The sequence below is a fragment of the Pseudoalteromonas sp. HM-SA03 genome, from assembly GCF_002289345.1.
GTDB lineage: Bacteria > Pseudomonadota > Gammaproteobacteria > Enterobacterales > Alteromonadaceae > Pseudoalteromonas.
In genome coordinates this window covers 62081-79752 of the sequence record NZ_NSDG01000065.1, presented here as the reverse complement: position 1 = coordinate 79752, position 17672 = coordinate 62081, and the positions used below count along the sequence as shown (strand labels likewise).

Sequence of the window (17672 nt, the reverse complement as noted above, 5' to 3'; positions counted from 1 at the left end):
GAAAGCCAAGTGAGTAGACTTGGCTTTTAAAATGAAAAGTAAATTTCAATAGCGCTATACCGTCTTATTGATACTTTGGCCGCCTCGCGGTGTCAACTTTGAAGATAGGCATGGTGTAAATATGCAAGATGATTTTTTAGCGGATATTGATAGCGATATATTGAGTTTACTGTTAGAGCAAGATGCCAACGAAGGGATCCCTCATCTATCCGGTCATACCGCACCCTTATCATATTTACAGCAACAACTATGGACGCTGCAAGCATTAGATGAGTCGAATACAAGTTATTTAATGCCTGTCGTTTTTGAAGTTCATGGTCAAGTCGATGCCATCAAATTAGAGCTGGCTTTACAAGCAGTGATTGCCAATCACAGTGTATTTAGAACGCAATTTATCGCGAAGGGTAATGAGCCAACACAAGTTGAGCTGGACAGTGTTGTTTTTTCGTTAGAACAAATTCATAGTGATAAATGCAGAGCTAGTTATCTGGCGAGCGAAGAATTAAACACTTGGTTAATGACAGCTAACGATTTAACACAAGTGCCGCAACTAAAAGCTCAACTTATCAGTTGCGCTGATCAGTTGCAAATTCTAGCATTAAGTTATCATCACTTAGTTTCTGATGGTTGGTCTAATAACCTTATTTTGGCTGATTTAAAACGTGCCTATCAAGGGCTTTCCCTGTCTAAGCCTGCACTACGCTACCTTGATTTTGCACATTGGCAACGCAGTGAACTGTCCGACGCGCATCCTGCTGTCGGTTTTTGGCAGCATTATTTAAGTGCCCCACGACAACCTGTGCGATTACATCAACAGCGCATCACGTCTAATAAGCTAAGCTCAGAAGGCGCTCGTCAGCAATTTACGCTCAATACACCGTTAGGTGTGGAGCTTAATGATTTTTGTAAACGAAATCAGGTCACGCCGTTTGCATCCTTGCTGGCGGTATGGCAGTTATTATTATCTCGCCACCATGGGAATGATCAATTTGTTGTCGGAGTGCCAAATGCGGGTCGCTCGCAAGAGCAAGTGCAAGACATCGTTGGCTGTTTTATTACCACCCAAGCCTATCGCTGTGAGGCCCATGCGGCTCGACCTTTTATTGATGTTGTGAAACGAATACAAGAACATGCACTTACTTGCACGCAATACAGTGATGTACCGTTTGAATATGTGCTGTCAGTGTTGCCAGAGTACCGCGGTGAGCAATATCAAGGTAGTTTTTTTCAAGTAGGGTTTGATTGCCAACCACAGTTACAAGGACAGCTCAATTTCGCTGACTTCTCGCTTGAACCTGTCGTGGGTGGTAGTACCCAAAGCAAGTTTGCCATTGCGCTATCGGTGCAAACTAGCGAGGCCAATATGGCGTGTGAAATTGAGTACGATCTCGCGCAGTTTGATCTCCAATATATACAAACACTACAACGAGAGTTTTGTTTGCTGCTTACCCTGGCATTGGGACATGAAAATGAAACCATTGGTAATTGGATTGATGTGGCCTACGAAAACCAGCGCCCGTATTTGCCTGAAAGTAACGCGAGTAAGGGTAAAACCTTAGCTCACGTTGAAAAGTTAACGCACACCTTAATTCGCCAACAGGCACTTGCCACGCCAACGAATACCGCAATGATTTTTCAAGATCATCACTTTGATTATCAATGGTTAGAAGCACATGCCAACTATATTGCCTCACAACTACAAACTGTTGGTGTACAGGCTGGGGAGGTCGTGGGTATTGCATTGCCAAGGTCACCTTATTTGGTGGCAAGCTTGCTCGCGTGCTTTAAGTCTGGAGTGACCTATTTACCACTGGACGCTAAGTTGCCCGAAGATAAGCTAACTCACATGATAAAAGATAGCGGCTGTGTTTTGGTATTGGGTGAGCAGCTGCACTTATCATCGCTTCCTTTGATAACAGAAGATACATTAGTTTGCTCGGATACATCAGGTTGGTGTGCACAAGACTTAGCGATTGACGTCCACCCTGAGCATATCGCTTATCTTAATTACACCTCTGGCTCGACGGGTCAAGCGAAAGGGGTAGCGGTAGCACATGGAGCGCTTAGCCGTTATATATTTACGGCAGCTGATTTTATTAATCTTTCGCAACAAGATGTGGTTTTACAGTTTGCGACAGCGAACTTTGATGCCTTTGTTGAGCAGGTCTTTCCAACTTTGGTGATTGGCGCTGCACTGGTTATTCGAGACGATAGCTTGTGGGATGCACAGCAATTATTTGAGCAGGCCAGTAAACACCGCATCAGCGTGATGGACTTAAGTGCCGCTTATTGGCGCCAAATAGCTGAAGATTGGTGTTATTTAATGCCCAAGCATAATTGGCGTTTACCGGCTTTACGACAGGTGCATTCTGGCGGCGAAGCCATGTCAAAACAAGCGATCAGCGCTTGGCGACAAGCAGGCTTGGCAGAGGTAAAATTGGTCAATACCTATGGACCTACCGAAATTGTGGTGGAAGCCGCAATCTTTGATTGTACTAAGCTCGATGTTGCGCATATCGATTCTGTTCCTATTGGAACTGCTATTGCAGAGCGTAAACTCTATGTACTAGATACAGAGCAGAACTTGGTACCACAAGGGCAAGCAGGTGAGCTCTATATTGGAGGCGATATTCTGGCTCAGGGTTACTTTGGCCGAGCCGGTCAAACTGCAGCAAGCTTTGTGGCCGATCCATTTAGTGACTCAGGCAAACGTTTATATCGCACTGGAGATTTGGTGAGATGGAATGAACACGCGCAACTTGAGTTTATTGGTCGAGTAGATAACCAAGTCAAAATCCGTGGTTTCAGGGTCGAAATTGAAGAAGTAGAGCTTAAATTACGTGCGATGGCAGGCGTGAGTGATGTGGCTGTTATTGCTCAGCAGCATGCAGGAACAACTAGGTTACTCGCTTATCTCTGTTCGCATAGAACGGCACAAGATATTCAAGCTGATATCAGAGCGGCGCTACCCGAATACATGGTCCCTGCTGTATTTACACTAATGGATAGTCTGCCGCTGAACGCCAATGGCAAAGTGGATCGTTCAGCTTTACCAGCACCCAAGCACCAAGAGCAAGCGCAAATCACGGCCTGTGTTGGTGAGGCTGAACAATCGATCGCTACAATCTGGTGCAAATTATTTAATTTAGAGCAAGTTGGCCGAGATGATAACTTTTTTGCCCTCGGTGGCGACTCGATAATTTGCCTACAAATGGTGTCTTTATGTCGTCAAGCAGGCTGGGAAGTGTCACCTGGACATGTGTTTGAAGCGCAAACCATCGCGGGTATTGCGGCGCTTGCCGTTCAGTTAGCTGAGCCAAATCCGAGCGACGTGGAAGAAGTTAAAGGGCAGGCGCCACTTTTGCCTATTCAGCAGGCCTTTTTTGAGCAGCGAGAGCATGCACCACATCACTACAACCAAGCTGTCTTGTTACGCTTGGAGCAAGCGTTGGATTGGCGTGTACTCCAGCAAGTGATAGGTCGACTCATTCAGCATCACGATGCCCTAAGGCTAACATTTAGCAAAGACGGTCAAGGTGATTGGCAACAATCTTTTGGTGATTATCACGAGTCGATGCTAGCGCAGGTTTTCACAATGCATCAAGTGGAGTGTGAACAGATCACTCCGCTGGCAGAGGAAATACAAGCAAGCTTGAATATTCAAGATGGGCCTTTGATGCGTGCGGCTGTGATGACAGTAGCCGACGGCAGCTATCGTGTTTTGCTGGTGGTTCATCACTTGGTGATTGATGGCGTGTCTTGGCGCATTGTGTTGGATGATTTAGCAACTGGCTATGAGCAGTTACTAAATTCTGCAGATTGGCAGCTACCAGCCAAGTCGAGCAGTGTGAAAAAGTGGGCGGAAGCGCTACAGCACTATGCTGAAGCGTTTGCTGATGAAGCTAATTTTTGGCATATGCAAACCGCATCTCCTTTGCCTTTCCCTTATCAGGATGCAGGCGCAAGTGCAGTTGAAGCCAACGTAGCAACCGCAGAGCATCAATGTTCTGCCGAGCTCACAACACAGTTACTGACTCAAGCAAGTCGGCCATATCGCACCCAAGTTAATGACTTATTATTAAGTGCGCTGAGCGAAGCGGTGTATCGCTGGTTAGGAAAAGATGAATATGTGCTCCATTTGGAAGGACATGGTCGAGAGCCTTGGCAACCAGAGATTGATTTGAGTCGTACTGTGGGTTGGTTTACCGCTATGTTCCCGCTAAAACTATCACGCCATGGCAACTGGCTCGACACGATTATCGGAACAAAAGAGGCTTTGCGTAGGATCCCAAATAAAGGAATTGGCTATGGTGCACTTAAGTATGCCAATCTCGCCACACCTACACACTCGCCAGAAATTGCGGATATAGAATTTAACTATTTAGGCCAGTTAGACAATAACTTTACCAGTGATGGTATATGGCAACCTGCCGTTGAGTCTACAGGGGCAAGCCATAATGGCTTGGCAAAGGTGACGAGTGAGCTGGCAATACAAGCACAGGTCTTAGGGGGGCAGCTCCAGATCCGCGCAAGTTTTGTTGAGGCTCGGCTGAGCACTGGCGCAGTGAATGATTTTATGAGGTTGTTCCTGCAATGCTTGGAGGAGTTGGTAAGCCACTGCGAAACAGCAACCGCAAAACTAAGTCGGTCTGATGTGCCACTAGCGCAACTCTCGGACGACACATTACGGCAGTTAGATGCTGAGAAAATCAGCAAAGTTTATCCTCTTTCGGCGATGCAAGAAGGCATGCTTTTCCACGCTTTGTACAGTGACAATAGTGCTTACATAAATCAAATGCAGTTCGCTGTAACCGGTTTAGATATAGACGCATTTAGCGCTGCTTGGCAACGAGTAACAGATCGCCATGATGCGTTAAGAACGGGCTTGCTCACTCAGGTCACGCCGCCACATCAATATGTTGTTACATCACATCAGGCTGATATCACAGTACTTGACTGGTCTATGAAAAACCGAGATGTACAGGCTGAACTCGGTCAGCTGGCAAAGCAGCAAGTGGCATCAGGCTTTAATTTAGAGAAAGACATTGGCTTTAACCGTGTAGTTATCGTTCAGCTCAATGCCACGCAATACAGAGTTATCTGGACCAATCACCATTTATTCACTGACGGCTGGAGTGCTTCTCGAATGATGGGCGAGCTACTGAGTGCCTATCAAGGACAAGTACTGACCGCTGTAACTGGTCAGTACGACAGTTATATTGCGTTTTTACAAGCACAAGATCAAGTGCAGAATAGTCGCTATTGGCAGCAGCAGTTACAACTATTGAATGAGCCCTGCACGCTGTTCAATCAAGCGGAAAAATCACATGCAGCAGAAAACCAAGCCGGTCAAACAAGCTGGATAGTTGACTCCGCACAGACCGAAATCTTCCTATCTTTTTGTCGTCGCCAGCAGATCACGGTAAACACGTTGATCCAAGCAGCATGGTCATTGGTATTGAAAACCACTCTTGGGCGCAATGCCGTATGTTTTGGCTCGGTGACCTCAGGGCGACCACCACAGCTTTCCCAAAGTGATAGCATGCTCGGTTTGTTTATCAATACGTTGCCAACCATAGTAATGCTGGATCCCGAACTGCCCGTTGGACAATGGTTGCAGCAGCTACAACGCCAGAGCATGACTGCACGTGAGCATGAATATACTCCCTTAAGTGATGTTCAAAAGTGGGCTAGAGAAGGTGGGTTGGACTGCCCAAGTGGGTTATTCGATACATTGGTTGTCTTTGAAAACTACCCGATAGCGGAGGCACTTCAGCAAGCTGATAAGGAATCTACGCAATTCGAGCTTGTGGCTAGCCGCGAAGAGACGGATTACCCACTGACGGTATCGATTTCACAGCAAGAGACCATTGACATTGCTTTCCACTACCAACTTGCAGCATTAAATGATGTTGATGCAAAGCACTTACTTGAGCGCTTTGTACTTATTATTTCGCAGTTAGTGCAAGGGGTGATGCTGCCTCTTGGCAATATAACTGCTTTGAGTGCGGAGCAAGAAAAGACTCTTCTTGAACTTGGTGAGCCCCGAAACGGGCAGGAAATACAAAAAGTCGATATTATTGAGTGCTTATATCAGCAAGCTGAGATGCATCGGCATAGTGCACGGATCCACTTTGAAGACCAGTCACTAAGTTATCAGGCTCTGTTGGCACATAGCGAAAAGATAGCCGGTGGTCTCCAACGCCAAGGGATCCGCCGTGAAGATCGCGTTGCATTATTGATGAAGACTGGACTCGATAAGCTCGCGAGCATCTTAGCCATTTGGCAGCTTGGTGCAATATACGTCCCTCTTGATTCCGACTCTCCAGAATCACGTCTGCATGATATCCTAGCAGTGAGCAAACCGCGATTGGTGCTACATCAAGGGAAAGGGCTTGAGCACTGTGTTGTTGAGCAAACTTCCTTTAGTAGTATCATAAACCTTGTGGGCCATGCTGAGCGACAAGTATCTATACAGCATCCACAGCAATTGGCATATCTTGTATTTGCCCCTGGCTCAACAGGTAAGCCTAAAGGTGTTGCGGTCACACGAGCAGCACTATTGAGCCACTGTTTGGCAATAGCCGATGCTTATCAATATAAGGCAGTCGATCATGCTTTAGCATTTGCTTCACTGGACTTTGATGCTGGGCTTGGGCAGGTCTTTGTGCCGTTATTAATGGGGGCCCAACTCACTATGGTGAATGGTAAAACGCTATTACCAGAGCAGTGTAACGAACTGATCACAGCCAAGCAGATCAATATCGTCGACTTACCGCGCGCCTATTTACAGCAGTTGTCGCATCTTGATGCTGTTCGCTTGTGCATTGTGGGTGGCGAGGCTTGGCCTGTGCAAGAGCTACTTCAATGGCGTCAACGTGCACCTCACACACAATTTATCAATGCTTATGGGCCAACAGAAACAGTGATCACGCCGATCATTTGGCAAGACGATAACACTTCATTGCTCGACAGCGTTTATGTGCCGATTGGTTCAGTCGTTGGCGAGCGCCATGCCTATGTGTTGAGCGAAGAACTAAACCTTACGCCGCAAGGTGGAATTGGTGAGTTGTACATTGCAGGTACGTTGGCACAAGGTTATTTTGCTAGAGCGGATTTAACCGCAGAGCGCTTTATTGCAAACCCATTTAGCGATAAAGGCGAGCGCTTATATCGTACTGGAGATCTGGTACGCTGGGACAAGCAAGGCGAACTTGTTTATCACGGGCGTGTGGATCAACAAGTTAAAGTACGCGGTTATCGAATTGAATTGGCTGAAATCGAAAAGCTGATCACGGCACTGCCTAGCGTAAATAGGGCACTGGTCCGTCTGCAAGAAACTCTGCAAGGGGCACAGTTGCTTGCTTATGTGATAGGAGAGGAGCTGGATCTTAATGAGCTGCAAACACAAGCTCAGCAGAGGTTACCTGATTATATGCAACCGGCTCATTGGTTTGCATTGGCCCAATTTCCGTTGACTATAAATGGAAAAGTAGATGTAAAAGCGTTACCTCAGCCCTCACGGCAAGTAAGTCAAACTGAACGCTATGCAATGAACACTCACGAAAAGCAACTGGCAGTGATTTGGCAGGCGCTATTGGGCGTTGAAGCATCACCCCATAGCCAATTTTTTCATGCGGGTGGGGATTCTATTCTAGCTATGAGGTTGACCTCGCAAATCAATCAAACATTTGGGTTGAACCTAGGGGTCAGGGAAATCTTTGAACACAGTGAGTTTACTGCGTTGGCACAATATATCGCTGAGCAGCATCAAGCGAATAGGGAGGCTGAAGCGATTGCACTACAAGCACAGCCTTTCGAGCAGCAAGTGCCCGTATCGACGGAGCAGCGTAGTCTCTGGATCACGGACAAATTAAGTGAAGAAAAAGATAAAGCGGCTTATAACATCACCACGAGTGTGAATCTCTTTGGTGAGCTTGACGTGGTAAGCCTGCAGCAAGCATTTACTCAGTTACTGGCGTGGCATCGTACGTTTAGTTATCGCTTTATTGAGCTAGAAGGAGATGTGGTTGCGCTTTACAGTGAGGAAAATGAACTGAATTGGCAGTTCGTGAAGCTGACTGATAGCTTGAAGCAAAATACGCAAGAGGCGACCGAGTTGCGTCAACACTTCGAGCGTACACCGTTTGACTTAGCACAAGATGTTTTATTACGCGTGTTGCTGGTCGAGATTGCCGATGAACACTATCAATTAACCATTAATATGCACCACATCGTCAGTGATGGGTGGTCTATGGGCAATCTTGTGCAGCAGGTTGGTGAGCTTTATTTGGCACAAGTTGAGAAACGCGAAGCCGTTTTACCTGCGCTGCAAGTTCAATATAGTGATTATGCTAAGTGGCAGCAGCTGCGCTTGGCAAGTAATGAGGCGCACGAGGTTGCTCAGTATTGGCGCACTCAATTGGCGGACGCACCTATTCAAACCCTAATCCCTCTACATTCGCCGCGCCCTGAAAAGAGTGACACAAAAGGTGAAGTTATCGACTTTACTATCGTGGCTGAAGTGCGCCAAGCCATCGATCAGTTAGCGCAACATCAGCAGTGTTCTGTCTTTAGTGTACTACTGGCAAGTTATGCAGCATTTTTATATGAAATAACTGGGCAGCAAGATTTGGTGCTAGGCACTGATCTGTCGGGACGAGAGCATGCCGACCTAGAACCTTTGATCGGATATTTTATTAGGGTACTTCCACTGCGTATACGCCTTGCTGGCACTATGGACTTTGCTGAGCTGTGTGAGCATGTGCAACACACCTTACTCGATGTACAAAGCAATCAGCTGTTTACCTTAGATAGTGTGATTAATGAGGTAGGCGTACAAAGAACTGCGGGGTTGTCGCCGTTATTCCAGCAGCTTTTTGTGATGCAAAATACGCCAAAGCCGGATTGGCCAATTGAAGGGCTCAATATGGAAGGGCTCTCCTCTACAGATACATCGAGTAAGTTTGACTCAGCCATCTTTATTGATGCTCAAAAGAGCGCTTACCAAGGTCGTTGTTATTACAAGAGCGGACTATATCGACGAGATAAAATGCAAGTTGCACTGGATAGATGGCTAGCGTTGCTAGGGCAGCTAGTGCAACAGCCCGCACTAAGCTTAGCGACGTTCAGGCCGCAAATTAGCAAACAAGCGAGTCAGAATAAGTTTAAATCAACGAAGTTTGCAAAGTTAAAGAAGTAGCGAACTCCAGACTATAACTGCTTTAACTACCTGTATAAAACGAGGTGCAAGATGCACCTCATTTTTGATTCAAATCAAGTAAATCTTCCACTTTGTAGTAAAGAAAATAATTTGTCTTACGTCATATCGCTAAGCAGACCAACTCAAGGTAGCAGGGCGATGTTCTATTGGAGGTCCAATAGTTCATTACCGCGGATTGGTATGAGTCTATGACAGGAGAAAACGATGACGTCCACTGTGCGAAAAGGTAAATTTTCATCACTTAAAAAAGGGGTAAAACCCGCAGCTAGCGCTACTCAGGCTGCAACTTCTACGACATTTTTCCCAGGAGCTGAAGGGTTTCCTGCGGTGATCCAACCAACCAGTAGAGATTTAGACCCGTACATTTGGGCTGAAGCAAATCGAGATTTTATAGAAACTAACTTGCTGAAATATGCAGGGTTGGTCTTCCGTGGTTTTGGCCTAAAAACACCACAGGACTTCGAGCAATTTGCCAGTGCGATCCAACCTGGGCTTTATGGTAATTATGGTGATCTGCCTAAAAAAGAGGGCGGCAAGAAGACGTATAAATCGACTCCTTACCCTGAAAACAAAATGATCCTTTATCACAACGAGAGCTCTCACTTAGAGCAGTGGCCTCGTAAACAGTGGTTTTTTTGTGAACTACCTTCTCCTGTTGGCGGTACAACCCCGATTGTCGATTGTCGCCGTATGTTATCTGTGTTGCCAAGTGAGTTGGTTAAGAAAATTGAAGAAAAAGGCCTGCTCTATCTTCGCAATTTCCACAAAAGTGTGGATGTAAGTTGGCAGCATTTTTATAAAACCGATAGCAAAATTGAGGTGGAAGAGCGACTCCGCGCAGCAGGTATTGAATACAGCTGGTTAGAAAACGATGGCTTACAAACCAAAACTAAAACCCATGGTGTAATAGCTCATCCGCTTACGAACGAAAGGTCGTTCTTTAATCAAGTTCAATTGCATCATATCGCCTGTTTGGAGCCAGAGGTTAAAGAAAGTCTAATTGAACTGGTGGGCGAGCAAAGATTACCTAGGCATGTCTACTTTGGTGATGGAAGCGCGATTAGTGAGGAAGAAATGGCGATTATTGGTGCCGCATACGAAACCTGTGCCGTTCGCTTTGACTGGCAGCAAGGAGATGTTGTGATGCTAGATAATATGCTTGCTGCACACGCAAGAGATCCATTCGAGGGTCCACGAAAAATCGTTGTTGCGATGGGGGACATCTATACGCAACAAGAGTTACAACACGCAAATAACGTACAGTAAAAGGTAGTGTATCTTATGATCCAAGAATATATCTCTGCTTATCCACAAGGTATTTCACTGAGTGCGCAGCAGCAAAACCAAGGTAATTCATTAGAGCCACTGGCTTTTAATTGTACGCTCTCACGGCTGGACTCTCAGTATAGCGCTGAGCAGCTACAGGAAAGATTAAATGAAATAATCGATGGTAATATTGTACTAAGTTTTGCATTTGCTGAAGTTCCAGGCTTTCGTGGGTTAAGGCAGTTACCTCAAGAAGCCGCCAAACCAGTGGTTGAGTCAGTGACGCTAGAATCAAGCACCAGTATCAACTTAGCAACATTAGATAGTTTATATCCGCTGTCGTTAAACCCAGCATCGGGTCAGAATCTACAAGTAATAAGAGTCGCTCATCAAGACAAGGTTTACCTTTTGGTGCGCACGCATGCGCTATGTGTTGATCTTGCGAGTACTGAAAACATTGCGCAACGATTACTAGTGCCGAACGTTGAGCGTGAGGAGAGTGTTCAATACCCAGATTTTCTCGCTTGGCTTGAAGAGCTGACCAGCAGTGAAGAATCACTTCAGGGTAAAGCCTATTGGCAGCAATATATAAGTCAGCTTAGCACGACAAAAGATCACTTTGCGTTGCCTTATCATAAGGCCCCTGAGCAAGGTACATTACAGAGCTTGCAATGCGTTGATAGTGACTTACCACAAGCAGTTGCTGACGGTATTGAAGCGCTGGCGGGACAGCTAGAAGTCGAAGCCGAAAGTGTTTATTTATCACTTTGGTGGTTATTATTAGCACGTATTTCGGGGCAAAGCTTTGTCACTAATATTGGCTATGACCCTCGCAGAATGAGTGAGGATCTGGTTGATGCGCTTGGGGTTTATACCCAAGTACTACCCGTTCAAGTACCGGCAGCTGCGATGCAAGTATTGAAGGAATGGATAGGTCAGTTTGCTTTCACGCTAGAACAACATAATGAGTGGGCTGAATGTTTTGAAAGCCCTGAAGGCTTAGCAACAAGTAGCATAATGACTCAGTTCGCTTCTACACTTGCGAGTGTTGAAGCCACTGCAGTGACGGCTGATAACGTTGAATTGAGTTTAACCATTGCTGATGATCGCGTTAGGTTGCAATTTAATAGTGCTGCGTATTCTCATCAAGCTGCTACTTTGCTATTGGAGCAATTTGTATCTTTACTCGCGCAGGCACCGCAAAAGTTGGCGACTCCAGTGAGTGAAATTTCATTAGTAACGCCATTGGAGCAGCAGCGTTTTGTTGAATTGAATGCCGATAAAGGGGTAACAGCCTCTCATTTCTTTGAACAGCTTGATTATTTTGCTGATGCTAAAAGTGAGCATGTGGCTTTGGTCGATGGCGCGCATGCTCTGAGCTATAACCAGCTAGTGACTTTAGTTAATAAATTGGCTCAATCATTACAAGCTCAAGGTATAAAGCAGGGTGATATTGTGCTGTTATCACTGCCTAGAGGTTGGCAGCAGGTTGTTACGCTGTTGGCCGTGATGCGAGCTGGTGCAGCATATTGCCCTATCGACCCGAGTTGGCCAGAAGCGCGTAAGCAGCGTGTACTGGAAGCTGCTAGTGCCACACTTCATATTAATGAGCAAAATATTGAGCAGTTACTACTTGATGCACAACAACTTGAGCTTGATGCGGGTGTCTTACCTGAAATAAGCTTGGATAACACCGCCTATGTGCTATTTACGTCGGGTTCGACGGGGGTACCAAAAGGCGTGGCGATTGCACATCGACAACTGGCGCAGTACTGTGCGGCCTCATCCCATGCTTTAGGCTTACAAGAGAATCAACGCTTTGGCTTAACGTCGACCGTAGCGGCTGATATTGGCAATACAACATTGTTTAATGCGTTTTACAACGGTGCAAGTTTAGTTGTAGCGAATGAGCAAGAAATGCTTGATGGTGAGGCATTTGGTCGCTTTGTGGCAGAGCAAGACGTTGATTGCGTAAAAATAGTACCTTCTCACTTGCAAGCGTTACTAGAAATCGTACCGGCGCGCCTTCCGAGTAAATTGATCCTGGGTGGAGAGGCGGCAAAACCTGCGTTGATCCAAAAAGTGCATAAACTTGCCCCTCAGGCACAGGTATTTAATCACTACGGCCCAACTGAGACGACAGTCGGTGTGATGTCTCACCAATACGAAAATAATACGCGCTTTGATGCTGCTGTACCTAGATTAAGTCATGTTTTTTCTGGCACTCAAATTTTTATCTTAGACGGCCAAGATGCATTGTGTGCTACTGGTGAACAGGGTGAACTTTGTATCGCTGGTCAGCAATTGTCTCCCGGCTACATTAACGTGGGATCCGATGATGCGTTTGTAAATAACAGCCAATGGGCTGAGCGACTCTATCGAACTGGGGATCTCGCTCGTTATCTACCGGATGGATCCATTAGCTTATCTGGTCGTAAAGACGACCAAGTTCAGATCCGTGGGTTCAGGGTGGAACCTAACGAAGTGGCACAGTCAATTTCTCAGCATTTGGAAAGTATCGATTGCTTTGTAGCTGTACAGCATTATGGCAACGAGGCTGTATTGGTTGCCTTCCTTACTCAGTATTTGGATAAACAAACTACTCCGGCTGAGCTGCTTACAGGGCAAGACAATTTAGCACTGCAAACGCAACTGCGTGAAGTGTTGCCTGATGCAATGGTACCGGCATTCTTTGTCAGCATAGCTGAGCTGCCTTTACTGGCTAATGGTAAAGTGGATCGCCAAGGTCTACCTAAGATTGCCGACCTGACATTGTCTACCTATGTAGCCCCGAATAGTCAGTTGGAAACCTTGCTGGCGTCAACACTGGCGCAGATTTTAGAAGTGGAACGAGTCAGTTGTGATGCGAGCTTCTTTGATTTGGGTGGTCATTCGCTATCAGCCATCAAATTTGCGACGCGGATAAAGAAATTATTATTACTCAATGTTGAGCCAGGTGTGGTCTTTGATAATCCAAGTATTCAATCTTTGGCGCAAGCACTAAATAACTTGAGTGGCGATCCGTCTAGATTGGAGAAATTAGCATTGACGCAAATCAAACTGGCAACGCTGACCCCTGAGCAGCAAGCAGCGTTGCGTGAAAAAATGGGTCTGAAAGCCACATAGATATCAAAGTGAAGGCGTAGCTTTCGATGATCTTTAGACTATGAAGTGGGAGCCAGCGGCTCCCACTTTTATTTTTATGAGTATGTGTATGTCAAATAATGAGTTAGCGGATGAATTGGTAGATGGACTTGATTTGGACCTGTTGGCGCAGTTGTGGAATGAACCTGAGGTAGAGGATGAAGTGACAGGGGTTGTTGCAACAGAGAGTGTTTCGGGTGTACTTTCATTGCAACAAAAACGCTTATGGCTGCTCCAGCAAATAGATCCACAAAGCAATGCTTACGACGTATTACGTACATATCATGCGCCTATTGCATTGAATCTTACTCGGTTGCAATCAGCATTAGACGCACTAGTCGAGTGTCATGAGATCTTTCGTACTTATTATCAGTTTGATGGCATAGCAACTCAGGTCGTCGCCTCAGCATGTAAGGTACCGCTCACCATTATTGAAATAGACTCGATATTAGATAGTCAATCACTCCTTGAACAAGCTGCTGTGAAGTCATGGTGTGATGTGCCGTTTAATTTAAGTCAGGTACCACTTTTAAAAGCCGCTTGGGTGAATACGGCAAAAGGTGGGTATTTATTATTGCGGAATCACCACATTGTCAGTGATGCTTGGTCAAAAACACTGATATTAAAAGATTTATTAGCCGCATATCAGGGAAAATCATTGCTCAAACCAAGTTGCCGCTACTTAGATTATGCAACGTGGCAAAGTGAATATCTTGCCCATGACAGTGCCAATGAAACGCTGACTTATTGGCGGGAGTACATTAAACAGCAGCCTCAGCCGATCACCTTGCCGAGCAAGGAGTCAACGACAACGCTTTCCTCTTTCCCAATAATGCTCAGCCACCGGCTACCTGAGCAGCAAGCCCAGCAAGTTAATGCTTTTTGTCAGCGTCATGGCTGTACTTCAGCAGCCGTTTTTATGACTTTATTACAAGCAACATTAAGCCGGTTTAGCAGCACACAAGACTTTTTGATTGGCTCGCCAACGGCTGCTCGAAACCTGCCTGAACTCGCTGATGTAGTGGGTTGTTTTATGAATACGCAGCTCTATAAAAATGAAGTTTGTGAGGGGGTGGCATTCATAGATGCCGTTAACCAAAACCAGCGCCATACCCTAAGGCTGATAAACGAAGATCAAGTTCCGTTTGAGTGGCTTGCAGAACAATTAGATTGGCCTGTATTAGCAGATAGACATCCACATTTTCAAGTTCTGTTTAATTATTTACAAAGCGACACTGTTCCAAGCGATGACATGGTGGTGGCACTACGCCCAATGAATGTTGAGAGTCAGGTTGCTAAGTTTGAATTATCATTGGACGTGAGCGTGCAAGATGGGACTATTGAGCTTTACTTCGAAGCTGATGGTGCTATGTATCGCGCGGCTTTATTAGATCAGCTCTTAACCTGTTACCTGAACTTACTGGATGCATTGATCAGCAAGCCTGAAACAGCTATTAATGACATAGTTGTCTATCAACCAGACCCAACATTGTGTGCATCACGACAAACTAACGAAGTGGCTACAGTCGTCGAATTGATTAAACAGCAGCAGATCCCTTTGGCTGCAATTGCATTGCAAGATGACAGCGGTGCCAAGCTGAATTACGAAACACTACTGCAACTCAGTGACAATTTTGCAAACTTCCTTATCGAACAAAGTGTGCAATCCGAGGATAGAGTGGCGGTGGTCGTTTCGCGCCAGGTAGATATGGTTGTTGCACTGCTCGGATGTATGCAGGCAGGTGTGGTCTATGTCCCCGTTGATCCCAATATGCCTCATCAGCGGCAACAATTAATCTTTGCATCGAGTGCAGCAAGGGCTATCGTGACTAACTTGGAAGATATATTTAACCCAAGTGGATTACCGGTTTGGTCGATTGCGAAAGTGAACCGAACACGGTATCAAGACCATAAGGTATCACTGCAGGTTTGTGCCCAGCAGCTTGCTTATATTTTATATACCTCAGGCTCTACAGGGCAGCCGAAGGGGGTCGCAATTACCCACGGTAATCTGGTTAATTTTATCTTAGCAATGAAATCCCAATTTTCGCTCACTCAAGATTCAAAATGGTTGGCTTTAACTGCACTTGGTTTTGATATTTCGGGCTTAGAGTTATATCTGCCATTGGTTTGTGGTGCACAAGTTAGGATTGCAGATTCGGTATTCAGTTTGAAAGAAGGTGACTTAGAGGGAGTTAGTCATATTCAAGCTACTCCCGCGGGATGGCAGGGGCTACTGGCTAAAGCACTGATTTTACATCCTGTCGTCGGGTTATGTGGTGGAGAGGCATTGCCTCCTGTGTTGGCTCAAGCATTAAAAACCAAGCAAGTTGCGCTTTATAACATGTATGGTCCTACTGAAACCACGGTGTGGTCTTCATGCCATCGGGTACAGGATAATACTCACCTTGGCTTCCCAATTCGTAATACACAGTTATATGTTTTAGACAGCTATTTGAATGTGTGCCCAACGGGAGTTGCCGGAGAGCTTTACATTGGTGGTGCAGGGTTGGCGCGAGGTTACATGGAGCAACCGGCGTTGACGGCGCAGCGATTTGTTGCGAATCCTTTTTCCAGTGCAGGCGAGCGACTCTATCGCACGGGAGATTTGGTTGAGCGCAACGAACGCAACGAGCTGCGCTTTCTTGGTCGGACAGATCATCAAGTGAAGATCCGTGGGCACCGTATAGAAATGGGGGAAATTGAAAGCCAGCTGTTAAGGGTGGAAGGAGTCGATCAAGCGGTAGTGGTAGCGCATGGTGATGATAATGATAAACGACTTGTTGCTTATGTTTGCACGCAGACGTTAAATCGCGGCCAAATAACAGCTGCTGTCAGTGATTTATTACCCAGTTATATGGTACCAGAACAAATCATCGTGTTAGAGGTGTTACCGCTTAATCACAGTGGTAAAGTGGATAGAAAAGCATTACCCAAACCGTTGCAGGAAAGCCGTCAGGGAACACAGCCTCAAGGTCATCTTGAACAAGCGCTAGCGAGAGTATGGCAGCAAGTGCTGCAGGTTAACCAAGTATATCGAGAAGATAACTTCTTTGCGTTGGGTGGAAACTCCATTCATGCGTTACGTATGGTGCATCAATGGCAAAAATTAGCTCGACCAGAGCCCTTACTCGCACAAGCTATTTGGCAAGCAGATAACTTACATGATTTGGCTCAGCAAATTGTGCTTTCCAAACAATCTAATATTGGTGACATTTTACCTGAATCTGCTTCATCGAAGTCATATAGCGATTTGCTGATATGTCTTCATGACGGCCGCGGTTTTACTATGTCATACAGACCCCTTGCTATGGCGTTGCCTGAATATATTCGCTGTATCGGCATTACTCCTGATCTTGAATTATCACAACAGGATGATTTTAGTACTTTGGCGTATCGTTATGCAGATCAACTCGGCGACCTTAGTCAGTACCAGAATGTTTATGTACTTGGATGGTCTTTGGGGGGAGCAATAGCATTGCAGTTGGTTGAAGCGCTAAAGGGGAGAAGTACACGCGTAAACAGTGTGTTTTTAATTGACAGTTGGGACCCGTTCGAACCAACCAATACCCAACCAGAAAGTTGGCGTGATTATATTTTAACAAGACTCTCAGAGAGTATTGCTGCTCCAAACTCTGAAGCTGAGTTTTATCAAGCGGTTGCTCAGTTTCCTTGGTCTGATGGATATTCAGCGGCAGAAAGAGCTGACGATATCACGCGTTTTCTTCTAGAACATATTGATGTGCTTGAAGAAAGTGTTGCAGCTATGCCTACCACTGAAATCGTGCAGACTTTAGAGCAGACTTACTTATTGCGCTGTGCTGGTCGTCATGCTCTCAACTATCGGCAAGGTGATGGTATTGACTATTACACTGTGTGGAGTAACGAGCGTGATGTAGGAGTTGCAAAACGATTTTGTCAGCGTCTGGATATTCAATACTCGGATTATGTTGATGCCGATCATATGCAGATTATCTCGCACCCGAGTGTCATTGAAATTGTACAAAAAGTAATAAACATTGAATAAAATCAAATTGTA

Annotated in this window: 4 protein-coding genes; all 4 read left to right on the top strand. The window is 45.7% G+C overall.

Annotated elements, in window-relative coordinates:
• Positions 1–121: 121 nt before the first annotated feature.
• Positions 122–9202 carry a non-ribosomal peptide synthetase gene (locus tag CKO50_RS13820; protein WP_095728633.1) on the top strand — a complete coding sequence of 3027 codons (9081 nt, stop codon included), beginning with the start codon at positions 122–124 and terminating at the stop codon, positions 9200–9202.
• Between the two features lie 225 nt (positions 9203–9427).
• Complete coding sequence (locus CKO50_RS13815) at positions 9428–10489, top strand: TauD/TfdA family dioxygenase (protein ID WP_095728632.1); 1062 nt, start codon at positions 9428–9430, stop codon at positions 10487–10489.
• A 15-nt stretch (positions 10490–10504) separates the two neighbouring features.
• Positions 10505–13615: an amino acid adenylation domain-containing protein gene (locus tag CKO50_RS13810; RefSeq protein ID WP_095728631.1), complete on the top strand. Its 3111-nt coding sequence runs from the start codon at positions 10505–10507 to the stop codon at positions 13613–13615.
• A gap of 88 nt (positions 13616–13703) precedes the next feature.
• Complete coding sequence (locus CKO50_RS13805) at positions 13704–17660, top strand: amino acid adenylation domain-containing protein (protein ID WP_255229795.1); 3957 nt, start codon at positions 13704–13706, stop codon at positions 17658–17660.
• Positions 17661–17672: the final 12 nt, after the last annotated feature.

Coding starts and splice junctions, on each gene's coding strand:
- CKO50_RS13820 (WP_095728633.1), top strand. CDS start 122: ATGCAAGATGATTTTTTAGCGGATATTGATAGCGATATATTGAGTTTA.
- CKO50_RS13815 (WP_095728632.1), top strand. CDS start 9,428: ATGACGTCCACTGTGCGAAAAGGTAAATTTTCATCACTTAAAAAAGGG.
- CKO50_RS13810 (WP_095728631.1), top strand. CDS start 10,505: ATGATCCAAGAATATATCTCTGCTTATCCACAAGGTATTTCACTGAGT.
- CKO50_RS13805 (WP_255229795.1), top strand. CDS start 13,704: ATGTCAAATAATGAGTTAGCGGATGAATTGGTAGATGGACTTGATTTG.